Source organism: Nonomuraea sp. NPDC050451 (assembly GCF_044458585.1).
Window position 1 is genome coordinate 1 of the sequence record NZ_JBITHZ010000082.1, and the last position, 14,693, is coordinate 14,693.

Genomic DNA, 14,693 nt, shown 5'->3' on the forward strand with positions numbered 1-14,693 from the left:
CTTGGTCGACTGCTGTCTTATCGGGAGCCTCCTCTCATCCGCCACCGCTTCCCACAGACCCATCCTGACCAGTGCCGTCACGATGGAAAGAGCTCCTTCAGTCAGACCGTGTATCCGAATCGGCCACCAAGGCCGGTGATGGCCCATGGCCTCGATGACCACCACGAGGTCGCCGGTGTCGATCAGGTTCCCGTCGGTCCCGGCGACCATCCCGACGGTGGCCTGCATCGAGCGGACGGTGCCCCTCACACCGCCATGATCACAAACTCCTGGACGTCTGCGGCGACGCACGGCCGGTAGACGCGGGCGCGGATCATCTCACGTGATGCGCTGACTGCTTGAACCGCTCTGGGAGACTGCGGCGAGGAAACCGCCGACGAACGCATCGCCGAGCCCGATGGTCGTGGGCGCCGCAACGTCAAGATCGAAGCCGGGCAGGCAACGAACAACCCCGCCCATTCGGCCTTCCAGAGCCGCGGCGAACTCCACCGCCTCCGTTCGCCTTGGCCGGTTCTGCATGAGTTCGTAGTGGTGGTTCGTGTACTCGTCGCCGTGGCAGTAGCGGGTGCTGGCGATCACGATGCCCTCGTTCAGCGGCTCTGCGTACTCGCCGGCCCTCTCGCCGAATGCCGCCGACCAATATTTGGTATGCACAACCAGGGTCGTCACGGGGATGAGAGCTTGCAGCGATTCGAGGGCGCGTGCCACCTCCGTCACGGAGAGCAGGTTGACGGCGTAGCCCAGGTGCGCCTGCATCTCGTCTTCGTTCAGTCCGTAAATGTCGATGACTTCCAGAAGCGCGTCGCGAACCCGCTGACTGAGGCCCGGCTCGTGGAATCCGGCATCCTCGTAGTAGACGACTGCCTCGGCTGGAAGTTGTCGCATGTGGCTTCTCAGCGTGGAAAGACGCCGGTCAAGTGTCCGCTGGTCCCGTACCGCGTTGAATCCCGAGATCAGAAAGACCCGTGCGTCGCGAAGCAACGAGCCCAGTTCGTCACTCAGCAGCATGGACTCGTTCGCCGGGTCGTTGACGTAGATCAATCTGTTCGGAAATGGCGCACGGATGTCGATGTCGCCTGCTCGGATCCGCATGCCCTGGTCGTACTGCACGATCAGGTGCGGATAGAGGGTGTCCTGGTCGCCGCTACAGATGTAGTCGCAGCTTTCCGGCAGCAGGCGGCGGACGATGTCGTTGAGACTGACCAGGTGCAGGGTGGACGGTACGCCGAGCCGGCTCATCTCCATCGCCGCTCGAACGGAGGTCCCACCCAGAGTTGTTCGTTTGGGGAACCGCCCTGCGAATGCGCTCAGGCATTCGGAGGAGGCGACGAAGTGCTCGCCTCCTCCACCCTTTTTGAGGTAGGTGAGAATCGAAATGACCAGTTCGCGCTCGTTGGTCACGGTGGCCGATGAAGTCAGCTCGGCATTGTGGATCTGATACTCGCCGACAAGCTGCTCCAACGTCGACGACGACAGCTTGACTTCGTAGTCGACGCATCCCCCCAAGCCCAGGACTACATGACTGGTCATGTCAGTACAGAGATGCCTTGCCGGCCGCTTCGAAGAGGTCGATCTTCTGCCCGGCCACCACCTTCATCGCATCGATGCACGGCGGCTGGATGGAGTTGGGTTCACGCAGGCTCTCATCGGCCAGGACTTCGCGCATCTTCATGTGGTAGGCCAGCTTGATGTCACTGGAGATATTGATCTTGTTGATACCGAGCTTGACCGATTGCGCAATCTCGTCATCCGGATTGCCCGAGCCGCCGTGCAGCACGAGTGGGATCTTGACCCGATCCTTGATTTCCTTCAGCAGGTCGAGCTTCAGCTCCGGCTTCAAGGTCTTCGGGTAGAGGCCGTGATAGGTGCCGATGGCCACGGCGAGACTGTCCACCCCTGTTTCCCGCACGAAGGTCACGGCGTCCGCCGGGTCGGTGTAGATGATCGCGTCGCTGCCGTCTTCGGCCTCGCTGTCGGTCTTGCCGATCGTCCCCAGCTCCGCCTCGACCGACAGGCCGACCGCGTGCGCGGTTTCAGCGACCTTCTTGGAGAGCGCGATGTTGTCCTCGAAGGACTGCATCGAGGCATCGATCATCACCGAGGTGAAGCCGATCCGGATCGCGGTCAGCATCTCCCGATAGGTCGCACCATGGTCCCAGTGAATCGCGATCGGCACGGATGAGCGATGGGCTCGCTGGGTCATCGCGGCGATCACGTCCACTCCGATGTGCCGCACCTCGTCGGGGTGGATCCCGATGAAAAGCGGCGCGTTCTTCTCTTCGCTGATGTCCACGATGCCGTTGAACATGGCGTAGTCACTGATGTTGAAGGCGGGCACGGCGAAGTTTTTTTCATTCGCGACAGCCAAGAGCACCTTGCCGGTCGTCAGCATTGCTGTATTTCTCCTTCTGAGTAATAGATCATCGCTCGGGACGGGGGATGACGTGTCAGGCTTTGACGGCACCGGAGGTGAGGCCGCCGATGAATCGCCGCTGGAAGAGGAGGAACAGCACGAGCACCGGGATGGACCCCAGGATGCTCATGGCCATCATCTGATTCCACTCGTAGGAGTGCTGGCCCATCAGGAGCTGGATACCGATGGGAACGGTTCGCATGTCGTCGGTACGAGTGAGGGTCAGCGCGAACAGGTATTCGTTCCACGAGATCATGAAGGTGTAGACGCCGACGGCGACCAGCCCGGGAACCGAAATGGGCACCAGGATCCGCCAGAGAGCCGTCCAGCTCGACGCCCCGTCCACCTTGACGGATTCATCCAATTCCCGCGGCAGGGTGTTGAAGTACGCGGTCATCATGATAATCGCATAGGGCAAGGTGAACACCATATGCGTGAGGATCAGCCCCGGATAAGTATTATACAGGCCGAGCGCCACCACGAGACCGAAGTAGGGAATGACGAGTGTGATTGGCGGCACGGCCTGAACGGTGACGATGACGGCGTTGATGGATCGCTTCAGCGGGAAGTTGTAGCGGCTGAATCCATACGCCGCGAGGATCGCCACGAACAATGTCAGTACTGTCACCGCCAGCGCGACGATGTAACTGTTGACAAAAAACCTCAACTGGGTCTCGTCGGTCAGGATCGTTTCGTAGGCGTCGAACGAGAAGTTCTCGGTGATCAGCCGCGGCGGAACCTGGAAGACTTCCCCATTGGTCTTGAACGACGTCGACAGCATCCACACGACTGGAAGGCCGGCGAAGGCCGCGCCGACGCACAAGCCTGCGAGCACGGCGATCTTCGCGCCGAGGCGCCGCCTTTTGCGGGTGAGCACGGTGATCACCTCTCCTTTTGCAGGCGAACGTAGAAGAAGGCCAGAATCATCGTGAGCAGCAGGACTATGACGGCGGCGGCGGACGCGATGGCGAACTCGTAACTGCTGAAGGCCTGCTTGTAGGTGTAGGTGCTGAGCATCTCGGTGGCATTCAGCGGGCCACCACCGGTAGTCATCCAGATGAGGGCGAACTGTTGTGAGGTCCAGATGAGATCGAGCACGGCCATGCTGAGGAGTACCGGTTTCAGCTGCGGAATCGTCACATTGCGAAACTGGCGGAAAGTGCTCGCGCCGTCCACGGAGGCCGCCTCGTACAGAACGGGCGAGATTCCCTGCAACCCGGCGAGGATGCTGATCATGAAGAAGGGGAAGCCGGCCCAGATGTTGATGAATGTCAATGCCCAGAGCGCCGTGTTCGGCTCGGACAGCCAGCTCACTTCCTCGCGCATCACGCCGATCGTGGTCAGGATGTAGTTGACCACCCCGGACGGGTCCAGCATGAGCCGCCAGATGACCGCGATCACGGCGACCGTGAACAGCCAGGGCAGGATGTAGACGATGCGGAAGACGGCTTTCGTCACTCCGCTCAACAACGGCGTGTTGAGCATCGTCGCGAATGCCAGCCCGAGGCCGAGGTGAGCGACGGTGCTCACGGTGATGAAGATGAACGTGTTCTTCAGCGCTGCCAGGAAGTCGGGATCGGTGAGCACCGTGGTGTAGTTGGCGAGGCCGGCGAAGACCGGATTCTGCTCGACGATCACGTTGTCCTTGAACGAATAGCTGACCACCATCGCGATGGGGATGAGCATCAGAACAAAGATCAATATCAGCGTCGGTGAGAGATAGCCGTACGGGACGACACGCTGCACGGGGAAAGGCCGCGTCCTTCTCCGCCGGCCCGCAGAGGATTCCGATGCCGATTTTGCGGCTCCCGGGGAGGCCGCGGGATCGAGTTTCGCGGTTTCCATCGATGTCTCCTTGGTTCGGGGCCGCGCCGCACGGTCGGCGCGGCCCACGAAGTACGGAAGGTCAGAGCACCGGGGCCCAGGCCTGTTGCGCCTTGTTGAGAGCGTCGTCGACACTCTGCTTGCCGGTGAGCGCGAGCTGCAGCTGCTCATCAAAGCTGCGCATGAGGTCTTCGGACTTCGGCAACCCCACGAACTCGTTGGCGGGATACCCCGCCTTGTAGATGTCGAAGGCTGTCTTGAACAGCGGGTCGCTCTTGCTGAAGTCCGGCTCGGCCGTCTTGTTACCGGGGAAGCCGTTCGCCAACGTGCTCAGCTCCGCATTCGCCTGCTTGTTCATCAAGAACTGGACCAGCTTGAACGCCTCGGCCTTGTGCTCCGAGGACTCGGCGACGCCGATGCCCCAGGACGCGTACGGGATGCCGCGCTTGCCGGTGTAGCCGTCCTCGGCCGGGATCGGCACCACCGTGAAGTCCAGCTTCGGATTGTTCTTCTTGATCAGCGTGATGTGCGCCAAGGAATCGATCACCATGCCGACCTGACCGGTGGAGAACTTCTCGACCTTGTCCTGCTCTTTCATGGTGAGTGCTCCGGGCGCGATGACGCCCGCGTCGTTCAGGCTCTTGACGTACTCCACGGTGCTCTTGACGCCCTGGCCGGTCAGGTCGGGCTTCCCGTCCTTGGTGAGCATGCTGCCGCCCGATGCCCACAGCCATGACATCACGTCATTCTGGACGCCGTTGGGAACGGCGGTGTCGAGTGGCAGGGCCCAGCCCTTGACGTTGCCGCCGAGCGCGCTGATCTTCTTGGCCGCCTCCAAGAACTCCGTGCGCGTGCTCGGAGGCGTCTTGATCCCCGCCTTCGAGAGCAGATCGTTGTTGACGAACAGGGGGTAGACGAAGTTCACCACGGGGATCATGTAGGTCTTCCCCTTGACCTGTATCTGGCTCGCGAGCTGGCTTGAGTCGTACTTCGCAGCTGCCATGAGCTCGGACAGGTCAGCGATGGCACCCTGCTTGGCGAAGTCGCTCACCCACGCACCGTCGAGGCCCACGACATCGGGCAGCGTCCTCGACGCCGCTCCGGACACCAACTGCTGCTTCGTGGACGCGTACGGACCACTCAAAAGCTTGACCTTGATGGTCGGGTTCTGCGCCGTGAATTCCGACATGAGCTTGTCGAACGATCCCGCCGGCAGCTCCGGCGCCCACCACTGCGCAAACTCCAGCGTGACGGTCCCGTCCCCGCTCGATCCCGCGCTTGCTCCCGAGCTGGAACCACATCCCACGGCCGTGGCGCCGATCATCGCCACCGCCATCACCCCGAGTAGTCGCCTCGTCCGGCCCTGCAACCGGGTGCTGCCTCCGGTCATCGCGACCTCCTTGCTGTACAGGTGTTACCGGTCTTTGCCGGTTTCCGCCACATTAACAACGCGTGACGCCACCTCACAAGACCTAGTAACGCAAAATCCAGCTAGAAACCGCACAGTCCGGCATACAACCGGAAGAGGCGTGCCAACAGAGGCGGCTTCCAGCGCCGGACCCTCGAAGCAGGCAGCATCTCGCCGGAAAGGGGCAGTGTTGTGCGGTAGTCTGCTGTTCTAGCCCTGTATCACTCCTCTGTTGCGTTGATCAGTAGCGCAACTACCGCAGAGATAGGACGGGTCAGTGACCCTTGACGAAGAGGACCGGCAGCGTCGTCTACCCGCAGGGCGTAAAGCCCAGCTGGCGGCATACGTCGCTGAGGCCGGGCAGGTCACGGTCAGCGCACTCGCAGAGCGCTTCGGCGTCTCCATCGACACGATCCGGCGGGACTTGGACCAGCTCAGCGCCGATGGTGTCTTGGTCCGCACCTATGGTGGAGCGGTCAGTCAGTCGACTCTATCTCGGGTCGACCGGGCCGTGGACGTGCGGCTCAAGATGGAAGAACGCGAGAAGGAGAAGATTGCGGTACTTGCCGCGTCGCTGGTGAAGGACGGGTCAACCGTCATGATAAACGGCGGTACGACCACTCTTGCCGTGGCCCGAAACCTGCGCAACCATCGGGACCTGACAGTGGTGACGAACAGTCTGCTCGTGCCCCCGGCGCTGCCGCCCTCAGCCGTCCGCGAGGTGTACGTCTTCGGCGGCGCGGTCCGCACTCTCACGCTGGCCACCATCGGCCCCGTCAGCTTCCGGGCGTCCGACGGAAGCGAGCTGGACATCAGCTGCGATCTGGCGTTGATCGGGGTCGGCGCCGTTTCAGCGGCCGCCGGGTACACGACGAGCAATCTCGCCGAGGCGGCGATGATGCGAGAGATGATCTCCCGGGCGGCGCGCGTGGCGATCCTGGCCGACTCGTCCAAGTTCGGTCGTCGGCTCTTCGCCCAGGTGTCCGAGCTCGGGGGCGCCGACTACCTCGTCACAGACTCCACCCCGCCGGCTGATCTTTTGGACGCGCTGACGGAGAACGAGGTAGAGCTGATCACGCCGGAAACTCTCGAAGGCGCCTCTGAAGGCAATCAAGATCCCCAGTAGTTCGGGTGCCGATTCGTGCCATCGCCGGTCATTTCGAGGCGGCCGAGGACGCCGCCCGCCCGGTCCTGACCACCGCCCGGAAGCTCCAGAAATGACCGGATGACTCGCGTGTGACCCACAGCGTCACTGGCCGTTCCCCGTGACGGGCGAACGGCCAGTTGGAAGACCGGAGCCAGGTGTCGCGACCGCCCTGGGGCTGTGCGCGGACCGCACAACGATCGCCACCGACGGCACGACGACGCTCGAGTCATGGTGGAACCGATCGACGCGTCGGGCCACATCGTCGCCGACGAGCGCCATGTGCGCATGGAGGTCGTCGAGGACTCCGGCATCTCCCCCACCGGAACCTCGCTCACGCTGTCCCTCCCCCGCGGGCCGGGACCTGCTCGATGGGGTCGGCGCGATCGAATACCGCTCCTACTTCGCCGGACCGAACACGCTGCGAGCCCGTCTTCATTGGCGGCTCGATGGCGGACCGTCCAGCGCACCTGGTCACCGCGCCCAGCTTCGCCGCCAAGCTCCGCCTCATCCCCGCAGGCGAGATCAAGGGCAAGCATCCGCCGTGGCCGGCGTGTACCGGATGCTCGCCGACAGCCCCTCGGCTCAGAACGCGGGCTGACGCCGGTACGTCGGAGGACAACGGATGGTCAGTAGAAGGGGCAGGTCCAGAGCTTGCCCGTGCGAGGGCGCTGAGGTCGCGGGTCTGCGCGACAAAGGAACTCCTACGGCGATGACCCGGCAGAAGTCAGCCGGCCGGGGTCGTCCGCCGACTTATCTCGTCTTACACAGGGCCCGGTTGATGAGCCGGTCGGCGGCGGCCTCGAGCTGGAGAGCGCGTTCTGTCGAATCGAGGCGCTCGGTTGAAACGGAGATCACAATCCTGCGTTTTCCGTCGGCGGTGACTCCCGTTCTGGTCATGAAGCCGAGGATGTCCCCGCCGTGCCCCAAGTACGTGCCGCCACAAGGCAGCGGGCGTTGTATCAGGCCGAGTCCGTAGCGGGCGCCGGGCCAGACCCGCTGCAGTTCCGTGGCGACGGGAACGGTTTTGCGCATCTCGGCGAGCTGCGCGGGCCGCAGGAGTTTGCCGCCGAGCAGGGCTGTGAAGAAACGGTCGAGGTCCGCTGTGGTGGAGATGAGCCCGCCCGAGGCGTCCGCGTCGCGATGCCGGGTGGTGTCGACGAATCCCTCGCTGGTCTTGAACACGCTGTACCCGCGCGCGTGGGGCCGCGGCAGCTCGGCCGATCCCGCGGGCCAGCGCGTGTGCTTCAGGCCCAGCGGCTTGATGACGCGCCTTGCCACCTCCTCATGCCAGGGGCGGCCGGTCGCCTTTTCGATGATCAGGCCGAGTGCGGCGTACCCGGTGTTGGAGTAAAGCCAGCCCTTGCCGGGCGCGAAGGCCGGCTTGTGGCGCATCGCCCTGGAGATGACCTGCTGCGGGGTGTAGGTGTCATGCCGGTGGCGGCGGTATTCGCGGGAGGACGCGATGGCGGTCGGATACGGGTAGTCGTCGATGATCCCGCTGGTGTGCTGGAGGAGGTCGCGGACGGTGATCTTCCGCCCGTCGTTGCCGTGCCCTTTGATCAGCCCGGGTAGCCACCTGTCCACGGTGTCGTCGAGTGAGAGCTTCCCCTCTCCGGCCAGTTGCAGCACCACGGTCGCGACGAAAGCCTTGTTGCTGGAGCCGATCCGGAAATATCCGTTCGGCGGCACCGGGCTCTTCGTCCGCAGGTCGGCGACGCCGGCCGTCGCGACCATGCTCGTGCTTTCGCCTGTGACGCGCACCTGCACCCCGGTGGCTCCGCCGGCGACGATCCTCTCAGCGTCACGCCGCAGGTCCGGCTGGCCGTACCCGGGCGCGGCGTTGATGGCTGCGGTCAGCGCGGCGGTCATGACCAAATGTGTGACGAACATGATCTTTTTCTTTCGTCGGCATACGCGATCGGGCGCGTTCCACGATCGCGGCAGGCGCGCATGCCGACATCGGCCGTTCGACTGATCCTGGCTGGACGATCGGTCGATCGGCTTGTCTGACCGCCGCACCAGCCCCACAGTGATCGCAGCCCGGGCATCGCTCGGCCTGAGCACCCCACCGGCCGACCTCGCCGCCCGTGGTGTCGAACGTCTGCTGGTCGAGGGCGGCGGAATGGTGTACCCCCAGTTCCTCACCCAGGGTTTTCGCAGAAGAACTACCGATCACGCGGCCACAAGCGCCGCCGTGCGAGCGAAATCGCCGATCACCGCCGGCCTGGACGACTGGACCAAGCAGGAAACCCGACGGCTCGTCAAGCAGTGCGCCAAGCGCTCCGGCGGCGGCTCGGCGCCGTGTACGAAGAAGGACTGCCCGCTCGGCACCGACCCGAAGCGCGCCACCAAGGAGTTCCAGAAACTCGTCCGCCCGCTGATCGACAAGCCCGCGCGGGCTGACGTACGAGCCGGCGCCGGAGGGGGTGACGGCCGCGCTGTACACCACGGCCCGTCGCGATCGCGGGCATCGCCGAGCTTGGAGGCGGGCAAGGACGACAGCCTGCTGAAGCTGCGCGACAGCCACCACGGGCGGACCGCCGACGGCGTCTACCCCGACTCGCGCGAGGCCACGATGACGATCAACTGCCTGGACGAGGAGCGCCACCCGCCGAAGCAGGAGACCACCCTGAACCGGGCGTGGTTCCAGGCGGCGCCGTTCACCGGCCACGGCCGGCCGATCAAGGAGGCGCGCGGCGGCTGCGAGCAGTGGCCCGTCAAGCCGACGCTCGGCTACCCGTACACCACCGACATCAAGGGCCTCGCCGACACGCCAAGGGTCTCCGTCACGCCGTACGAGGGCGGCACCAACCTGGCCAAGGCCCTGGGCGGCAGCCTGCTCACCGTCGAGGGCGAGTAGCATGGCGCCCTTGGCGCGTCCATGACCAGGCAGAGGGGCGCGACGACCTGTGAACATTTCCTGGCATCCACCCCGCCGATCACATCAGACCTGATCGACGGCGGGCGCAGGCGGTAATGAGGCCTGCCAATCCATCCGCGCCGGTTCACCCCACCTGGTCCCACGGGATGGCCTCGATGCGCTCGATGTGCTCCTCGCCCCACTCCCCCAGCGGCGCCATCGCGGTGTTGAGTGAATGACCGAACTCGGTGAGCGAGTACTCCACCTTCGGCGGGACCTGGTGATAGACCTCACGATGCAGCAGCCCGGTGGCCTCCATCTCCCGCAACTGCAGGATCAGCACCCGCTCGCTGATACCGGGCACCGCGCGCCGCAACTCCCCGAAGCGTAGGGCACCATCCTGGAGCGCGAACAGGATCAGTCCCTTCCACTTGCCTCCCATGACGGCGATGGCAGCGTCGAGACCGCAGGTGAACGTCCGCTTATTCGTCTTATTCGTCTCCTTCACCAACCCATACTTACACTCATGTCAGTACCCGGCAAAAATGTCGGTACTTGAGAGAATGTAGGTGCTCCAGCCAGCATGAACCAGGTCCGCGCCAAGACCACAACGGTCTATCTCTGTGGCTGGAGTATGCATATGACTGCGAAGAACGTGACACCCGTGACCGTCATCGGGCTGGGCTCGATGGGCACGGCACTGGCTGAGGCCTTCATCAAGGCCGGACATCCGACCACTGTCTGGAACAGGACCGCCGCCAAAGCCGCGCCCCTCATCGCCATGGGAGCCAGGCATGCGGAGGCCATCGAGGACGCGGTGACGGCAAGTCCCCTGGTCATCACCTGCCTGACCACCTTCGAGGACACCCGGTTGGCACTGCGGCCGGCCGGCGCGTCGCTGCATGGACGGACCCTGGTCACTCTCAACAGCGGTTCCCCGGCCGGCGCCCGCGAGACGGCCGCCTGGGCCGTCGACCACCGCGCCCGGTTCCTGGCAGGGGCGGTCAAGAACGTGCCCTCGGCCGTGGGAGCGCCGGACACCCTGCTGTACTACAGCGGCGACAAGACGATCTTCGAGGAGTTCGAGACGACCCTGAAGGTGCTGGGCGGCGACACCGTCCACCTCGGCGACGAAAGCGACCTCGCCGCCCTGTACGAGATGGCGGTGGGTGCCATGCTGCTGCCGGCACTCGTCGGCTTCTTCCAGGGCGCCGCCGCCGTCCAGGCGCGCGGACTGGAGGTGAACACGATGGTGCGCTTCGCCGGCAAGTGGCTGGACATGATCAAGTCCCTGCTGCCGATCTACGCCGACGAGATCGACAGCGGCGACTACACCGACGCCGCCTCCTCCGTGAACCTCTTCCTCGCGGGAGCAGCCCACGACGAGGACCTGGCCAAGGAAACGAACGTCGACACGGCCTGGCTCGCCCCGCTCCATGACCTGGTGAGGCGGGCGGCTGAGGCGGGCTACGGCGATCAGAGCATCTCGGCCCTCACTGAGGTGCTCAGAAAGCCGGCGCGACAGCCGTAAGCGGGCTCACCTCATCGATAGGAGTCGACGAGGCGTGCGAGGTGCCTGCCTGCGATCTCCAGCGGTGCCTCGCTCTGGGACACCTGCGCCGACAGCTCCGCGCCTTCCAGCATGTTGATCACGCTGTGGGCGAGGTCGTGCGCCACGTCGTCGGCGAAGCCGGAGCGGCTGAGCTTGTCGCGGACCAGCGTGCGCCAGTTGTCGTAGGCGTCCTCTGCGGCCTGCTGGATCTCGGGCACCCGGCCGGCGCTCTCCAGCGCCGTGGTGGTGACGGGGCAACCGTCCAGCCAGCCGGACTCCCGCAGCCCCTTGGCCAGGTCGCGGGTGCAGGCGACGATCGCCGCGGCGGGATCATCTTCCTGGTCGAACGCCGTGCGCAGGAATTCCGCGAACTCCCTGTCGCCATGGCGGACCGCCTCGACCGCCAGTTCCCGCTTGCCGCCCGGGAAGAAGTGGTAGACCGAGCCCAGCGTGGCCTGGGCCTCCTGGGAGATCTGCTTGAGGCCCGTCGCCTCGTACCCCTGCCGCTGCATCAGTCGAGAGGTCGTACGGACGATCCGCTCCCGGGTGCCGATCTCGTGCTGGGTCCGCATGGCCCCATCGTACTAGGTAGAGCGTTCGTTTTAGTCGTGTGCTAGCGTGCCTCTAAATAGAGCGTTCGTTTTAGTCGTGAGGAGTGCGCGGATGCAGTCTGTGACGGTGATCGGGTTGGGCCCCATGGGGCAGGCCATGGCCGGCGCCTATCTCGACGGCGGCTACGAGGTGACCGTCTGGAACCGAACGCCTGCCAGGGCGTACGACCTGGTGGCGCGGGGCGCGAGAAGGGCGGAGTCCGTCGAGGCGGCGCTCATCGCCAACGAGCTGGTGGTGCTGAGCCTGATCGACTACGACGCGGTGGACGCCATCTTGGCGCAGGCCCCGAGGACCGCCCTGGGCGGACATACCCTGGTCAACCTCACCTCCGACACCCCGGACAGGGCACGTCAGGCGGCCGCGTGGCTGGCCGAGCGCGGGGCCGTTCAGATCACCGGTGGGGTGCAGGTGCCGCCTCCGGGCATCGGCACGCCTGACGCCATGACCTACTACAGCGGCCCCAAGGACGCGATCGAGAGGCACAGGCCCGCCCTGGAGGTGCTGACCGGGATCGAGTACCTCGGCGAGGACCCCGGGCTGGCGGCGCTGTACTACCAGATCGGGATCGACATGTTCTGGACGGCGCTGGCCGGCTACCTGCACGGCCAGGCGGTGGCGGAGGCCAACGGGATCTCGGCACAGGATTTCCTGCCGCACGCGGTGAAGACCATGGACCTCCGCTATTTCCTGGAGTTCTACGCGCCACGCATCACCGCGGGCAACCACGAGGGGGACGTCGACCGGATCTCCATGGGCGTGGCGAGCCTGGAACACGTGCTGCACACCACACAGGCATCCGGCGTGGACGGCTCACTCCCGGCCGCCGTCCTGAAGATCTTCCGCCAAGGCGTCACCGCCGGTGACGGCCAGAACAGCCTCACGAGCTTGATCGGCGTGCTGCAGCGGCGCTGACGTATCGCTGATCCGGCCCCAGGAGAGGTTTGCCTGCTCGTCGGATAGGGCCGTCAGCTTGACCTGGCCGAGGTCGGAGCCATTCACGTCTCCTTGCCGGTGAACCTGCTCGCCGCACTCGCCGACGACGTCCAGGCCGCCGTCTTACGGGCCGGCCAACTGGCCTATGCCATCCTCGACGGCACGCTCATCCCCATCGACCGCCTGGCCGACGAGCGGCCGTACCACTCCGGTAAACACCGACGCCATGGCATGAACGTGCAGGTCCTGGCTCCTCCGGCCGGTCGTTGGTATGGGCCTCCCCCACCCTGCCCGGCGCCATTCACCACCTGACCGCAGCCCGCACCGCCGGCCTGATCGAGGCCCTGACCACGGCGGGAGTGAAAGCCTTCGCCGACAACGGCTACCAGGGCACCGGCGGAACCATCCGCACGCCCTTCCAGCGCCACTGCCAAGCCACCAGAAGGCGGTCAACCGCTCGCACGCCCGCATCCGCGCCATCGCTACCCTGAAGACCTGGAAGATCCTGATCAAGCTGCGCTGCTGCCCGCGCCGCACCACGCCAATGGTCCAGGCCGTCCTCGTCCTGCAAACGATCGAAGATGGCCGTTACAGATCCGCGATCACGCAGTGACCAGCAGACAAGGGTTTCGGCAATGAAAGCCTCGCAGAACTCCGCCAGGATGAGGGACATGACCACCAACAAGGTGCTGGATAGCGCGGTGCTCGCCGTTCAATGCGACATGGACGCGACCGGTGTCGCAGGACAACTCGGCTTCGATACCCCGGAGTGGGACGACCTGGGCTACCTGCGCGTCGAGTACAAGGGGCAATACTCCAGCCTCGGGCTGCGTGGGGACGAAACGCATGAGCCGGTTGCCACCCTCGTGCTGATCGCCGATCTCGCCCAGGCAGTGATCGCCGAGCAGGAGGGGAAGATCTGGCCGACCTGTCCAGCGCACTCCCTCGGGCTGCATCCGAAGCAGGCGGGTGGGGCAGCGCTCTGGACATGCAAGGGCGGAGGTGGGCACGCCGTGGCTACGATCGGAAAACTGGAGGACGGGACCTGACACCGTCACCGGTGGCTTGCCCAGCACAACTTCACCGCCGTCTTTATGGGCGGTCCTAAGGATGGGGAGACGACGACGTTCCTGACCTCCATGCGCCGGAACGCGCGGATCGCCACTCTCATCTTCCCCAGCTACATCCTGCGGACACACCGAAGAGCCAGAAGCAACGACACGCCGCACACCACGACCGTGCAGCGGGAAACGGTTGCCGACGCGAAGGGCCTGGACGGCGGGACAGCTTCGGGCGGCCATCGCGCACCTGCCCGATGACGCTCCCATCGTGGTCCACGTGGACACCGACGAGGACGGCGTGGCTTCAGATGACCGTGATCCATCCGGCAGACACGAGAAGACCCAGCTCGCAGGTCAAGTGGGGGGAAGTTGAGGGAGGTCCAGCGAACTCAACTCAAGAACTGGTGCTCACCCGACGATGGCGCCCGCTACCACGTGCGGGTGCACCTGGCCCGTACCGCCGCGGTGCTGCGCCGCATCTCCTACGACGTCGACGAGCTGGTCGGGGCCCGGGCCGTGGCCGACGTCGGCCAGGCCGCCGTCACTGGTTACTGGCACGCCGCCGACTGGCCGAACCGGACCTGTCGTACGCCGCCTTCAGCCGTACCTCCTGTGAGCGCGCCCGCAGCGGGCGGCTGCGGGCACGGCGTGCCGGTACCGCCGGCCGAGGCCGATACCTGGCGGGCTTACCAACTGGAGCTGCGTGAGTGCGGCGACCCGTGGGGGTTCAACCCCTTCGAGTCACGCCGAACCGCCAGCCACGGCTCCCGAACCCTCCATCAGGCACAGAGCTCTTTCCATCGTGACGGCACTGGTCAGGATGGGTCTGTGGGAAGCGGTGGCGGATGAGAGGAGGCTCCCGATAAGACAGCAGTCGACCAAG

16 protein-coding genes and 1 pseudogene are annotated in these 14,693 nt (G+C 65.0%); 7 read left to right on the forward strand and 10 right to left on the reverse strand.

From position 1 onward, the window contains the following. The 6 genes from ACIBI9_RS66995 to ACIBI9_RS67020 all read right to left on the reverse strand — a co-directional run. A partial coding sequence (locus ACIBI9_RS66995) for a hypothetical protein (RefSeq protein ID WP_397239382.1) occupies nt 1-249 on the reverse strand: 249 nt, incomplete at its 3' end. 69 nt (nt 250-318) lie between these two features. Next, nucleotides 319-1,530, reverse strand: a complete 1,212-nt coding sequence (locus ACIBI9_RS67000; protein ID WP_397239384.1) for an ADP-dependent glucokinase/phosphofructokinase — start codon at nt 1,528-1,530, stop codon at nt 319-321. A gap of 1 nt (nt 1,531) precedes the next feature. Continuing rightward, nucleotides 1,532-2,392 carry a ketose-bisphosphate aldolase gene (locus ACIBI9_RS67005; protein WP_397239386.1) on the reverse strand — a complete coding sequence of 287 codons (861 nt, stop codon included), beginning with the start codon at nt 2,390-2,392 and terminating at the stop codon, nt 1,532-1,534. 55 nt (nt 2,393-2,447) lie between these two features. Then, nucleotides 2,448-3,299 (reverse strand): carbohydrate ABC transporter permease, encoded by an 852-nt coding sequence (locus ACIBI9_RS67010; protein WP_397239388.1) that lies wholly within the window; start codon nt 3,297-3,299, stop codon nt 2,448-2,450. Continuing rightward, nucleotides 3,296-4,258 carry a carbohydrate ABC transporter permease gene (locus ACIBI9_RS67015; protein WP_397239390.1) on the reverse strand — a complete coding sequence of 321 codons (963 nt, stop codon included), beginning with the start codon at nt 4,256-4,258 and terminating at the stop codon, nt 3,296-3,298. Before ACIBI9_RS67015 ends, ACIBI9_RS67010 begins: the two co-directional genes overlap by 4 nt. A 61-nt stretch (nt 4,259-4,319) precedes the next feature. Beyond that, nucleotides 4,320-5,627: an ABC transporter substrate-binding protein gene (locus tag ACIBI9_RS67020; RefSeq protein WP_397239392.1), complete on the reverse strand. Its 1,308-nt coding sequence runs from the start codon at nt 5,625-5,627 to the stop codon at nt 4,320-4,322. Between the two features lie 295 nt (nt 5,628-5,922). Between ACIBI9_RS67020 and ACIBI9_RS67025 the strand changes: the two genes are divergently transcribed. Continuing rightward, entirely contained in the window at nt 5,923-6,771 is an 849-nt protein-coding gene (locus tag ACIBI9_RS67025; protein WP_397239394.1) for a DeoR/GlpR family DNA-binding transcription regulator, read from the forward strand. Nucleotides 6,772-7,542: 771 nt separating this feature from the next. On the opposite strand, the gene ACIBI9_RS67030 is transcribed toward ACIBI9_RS67025, so the two are convergent. Next, on the reverse strand, nt 7,543-8,820 hold the full coding sequence (locus ACIBI9_RS67030) for a serine hydrolase domain-containing protein (protein WP_397239396.1): 1,278 nt from the start codon (nt 8,818-8,820) through the stop codon (nt 7,543-7,545). Between the two features lies 1 nt (nt 8,821). Here ACIBI9_RS67030 and ACIBI9_RS67035 point away from each other — a divergent pair, with 1 nt between their 5' ends. Then, complete coding sequence (locus tag ACIBI9_RS67035; RefSeq protein ID WP_397239398.1) at nt 8,822-9,652, forward strand: hypothetical protein; 831 nt, start codon at nt 8,822-8,824, stop codon at nt 9,650-9,652. Nucleotides 9,653-9,797: 145 nt separating this feature from the next. Here the strand turns inward: ACIBI9_RS67035 and ACIBI9_RS67040 are convergent, their stop codons facing one another. Next, complete coding sequence (locus ACIBI9_RS67040) at nt 9,798-10,094, reverse strand: winged helix-turn-helix transcriptional regulator (RefSeq protein ID WP_397239412.1); 297 nt, start codon at nt 10,092-10,094, stop codon at nt 9,798-9,800. 198 nt (nt 10,095-10,292) lie between these two features. On the opposite strand from ACIBI9_RS67040, the gene ACIBI9_RS67045 reads away from it, so the two are divergent. Further along, nucleotides 10,293-11,183 (forward strand): NAD(P)-dependent oxidoreductase, encoded by an 891-nt coding sequence (locus tag ACIBI9_RS67045; protein WP_397239400.1) that lies wholly within the window; start codon nt 10,293-10,295, stop codon nt 11,181-11,183. Nucleotides 11,184-11,194: 11 nt separating this feature from the next. Here the strand turns inward: ACIBI9_RS67045 and ACIBI9_RS67050 are convergent, their stop codons facing one another. Next, nucleotides 11,195-11,776 (reverse strand): TetR/AcrR family transcriptional regulator, encoded by a 582-nt coding sequence (locus ACIBI9_RS67050; protein WP_397239402.1) that lies wholly within the window; start codon nt 11,774-11,776, stop codon nt 11,195-11,197. Nucleotides 11,777-11,867: 91 nt separating this feature from the next. Here ACIBI9_RS67050 and ACIBI9_RS67055 point away from each other — a divergent pair, with 91 nt between their 5' ends. From ACIBI9_RS67055 to ACIBI9_RS67070, 4 genes and pseudogenes are all read left to right on the forward strand, one after another. Then, nucleotides 11,868-12,728 carry an NAD(P)-dependent oxidoreductase gene (locus tag ACIBI9_RS67055; protein WP_397239404.1) on the forward strand — a complete coding sequence of 287 codons (861 nt, stop codon included), beginning with the start codon at nt 11,868-11,870 and terminating at the stop codon, nt 12,726-12,728. Between the two features lie 84 nt (nt 12,729-12,812). Then, nucleotides 12,813-13,362, forward strand: a pseudogene (locus tag ACIBI9_RS67060) (transposase family protein); the annotation flags it as partial. Between the two features lie 58 nt (nt 13,363-13,420). Further along, nucleotides 13,421-13,798, forward strand: a complete 378-nt coding sequence (locus ACIBI9_RS67065; protein ID WP_397239406.1) for a hypothetical protein — start codon at nt 13,421-13,423, stop codon at nt 13,796-13,798. Nucleotides 13,799-14,003: 205 nt separating this feature from the next. Then, nucleotides 14,004-14,183: a DUF6225 family protein gene (locus ACIBI9_RS67070; protein WP_397239408.1), complete on the forward strand. Its 180-nt coding sequence runs from the start codon at nt 14,004-14,006 to the stop codon at nt 14,181-14,183. Between the two features lie 35 nt (nt 14,184-14,218). On the opposite strand, the gene ACIBI9_RS67075 is transcribed toward ACIBI9_RS67070, so the two are convergent. Beyond that, a complete protein-coding gene (locus ACIBI9_RS67075) occupies nt 14,219-14,368 on the reverse strand; it encodes a hypothetical protein (protein ID WP_397239410.1) in 150 nt (49 codons plus the stop codon). Nucleotides 14,369-14,693: the final 325 nt, after the last annotated feature.

Coding starts and splice junctions, on each gene's coding strand:
- ACIBI9_RS67000 (WP_397239384.1), bottom strand. CDS start 1,530: ATGACCAGTCATGTAGTCCTGGGCTTGGGGGGATGCGTCGACTACGAA.
- ACIBI9_RS67005 (WP_397239386.1), bottom strand. CDS start 2,392: ATGCTGACGACCGGCAAGGTGCTCTTGGCTGTCGCGAATGAAAAAAAC.
- ACIBI9_RS67015 (WP_397239390.1), bottom strand. CDS start 4,258: ATGGAAACCGCGAAACTCGATCCCGCGGCCTCCCCGGGAGCCGCAAAA.
- ACIBI9_RS67020 (WP_397239392.1), bottom strand. CDS start 5,627: ATGACCGGAGGCAGCACCCGGTTGCAGGGCCGGACGAGGCGACTACTC.
- ACIBI9_RS67040 (WP_397239412.1), bottom strand. CDS start 10,094: ATGGGAGGCAAGTGGAAGGGACTGATCCTGTTCGCGCTCCAGGATGGT.
- ACIBI9_RS67045 (WP_397239400.1), top strand. CDS start 10,293: ATGACTGCGAAGAACGTGACACCCGTGACCGTCATCGGGCTGGGCTCG.
- ACIBI9_RS67050 (WP_397239402.1), bottom strand. CDS start 11,776: ATGCGGACCCAGCACGAGATCGGCACCCGGGAGCGGATCGTCCGTACG.
- ACIBI9_RS67055 (WP_397239404.1), top strand. CDS start 11,868: ATGCAGTCTGTGACGGTGATCGGGTTGGGCCCCATGGGGCAGGCCATG.
- ACIBI9_RS67065 (WP_397239406.1), top strand. CDS start 13,421: ATGACCACCAACAAGGTGCTGGATAGCGCGGTGCTCGCCGTTCAATGC.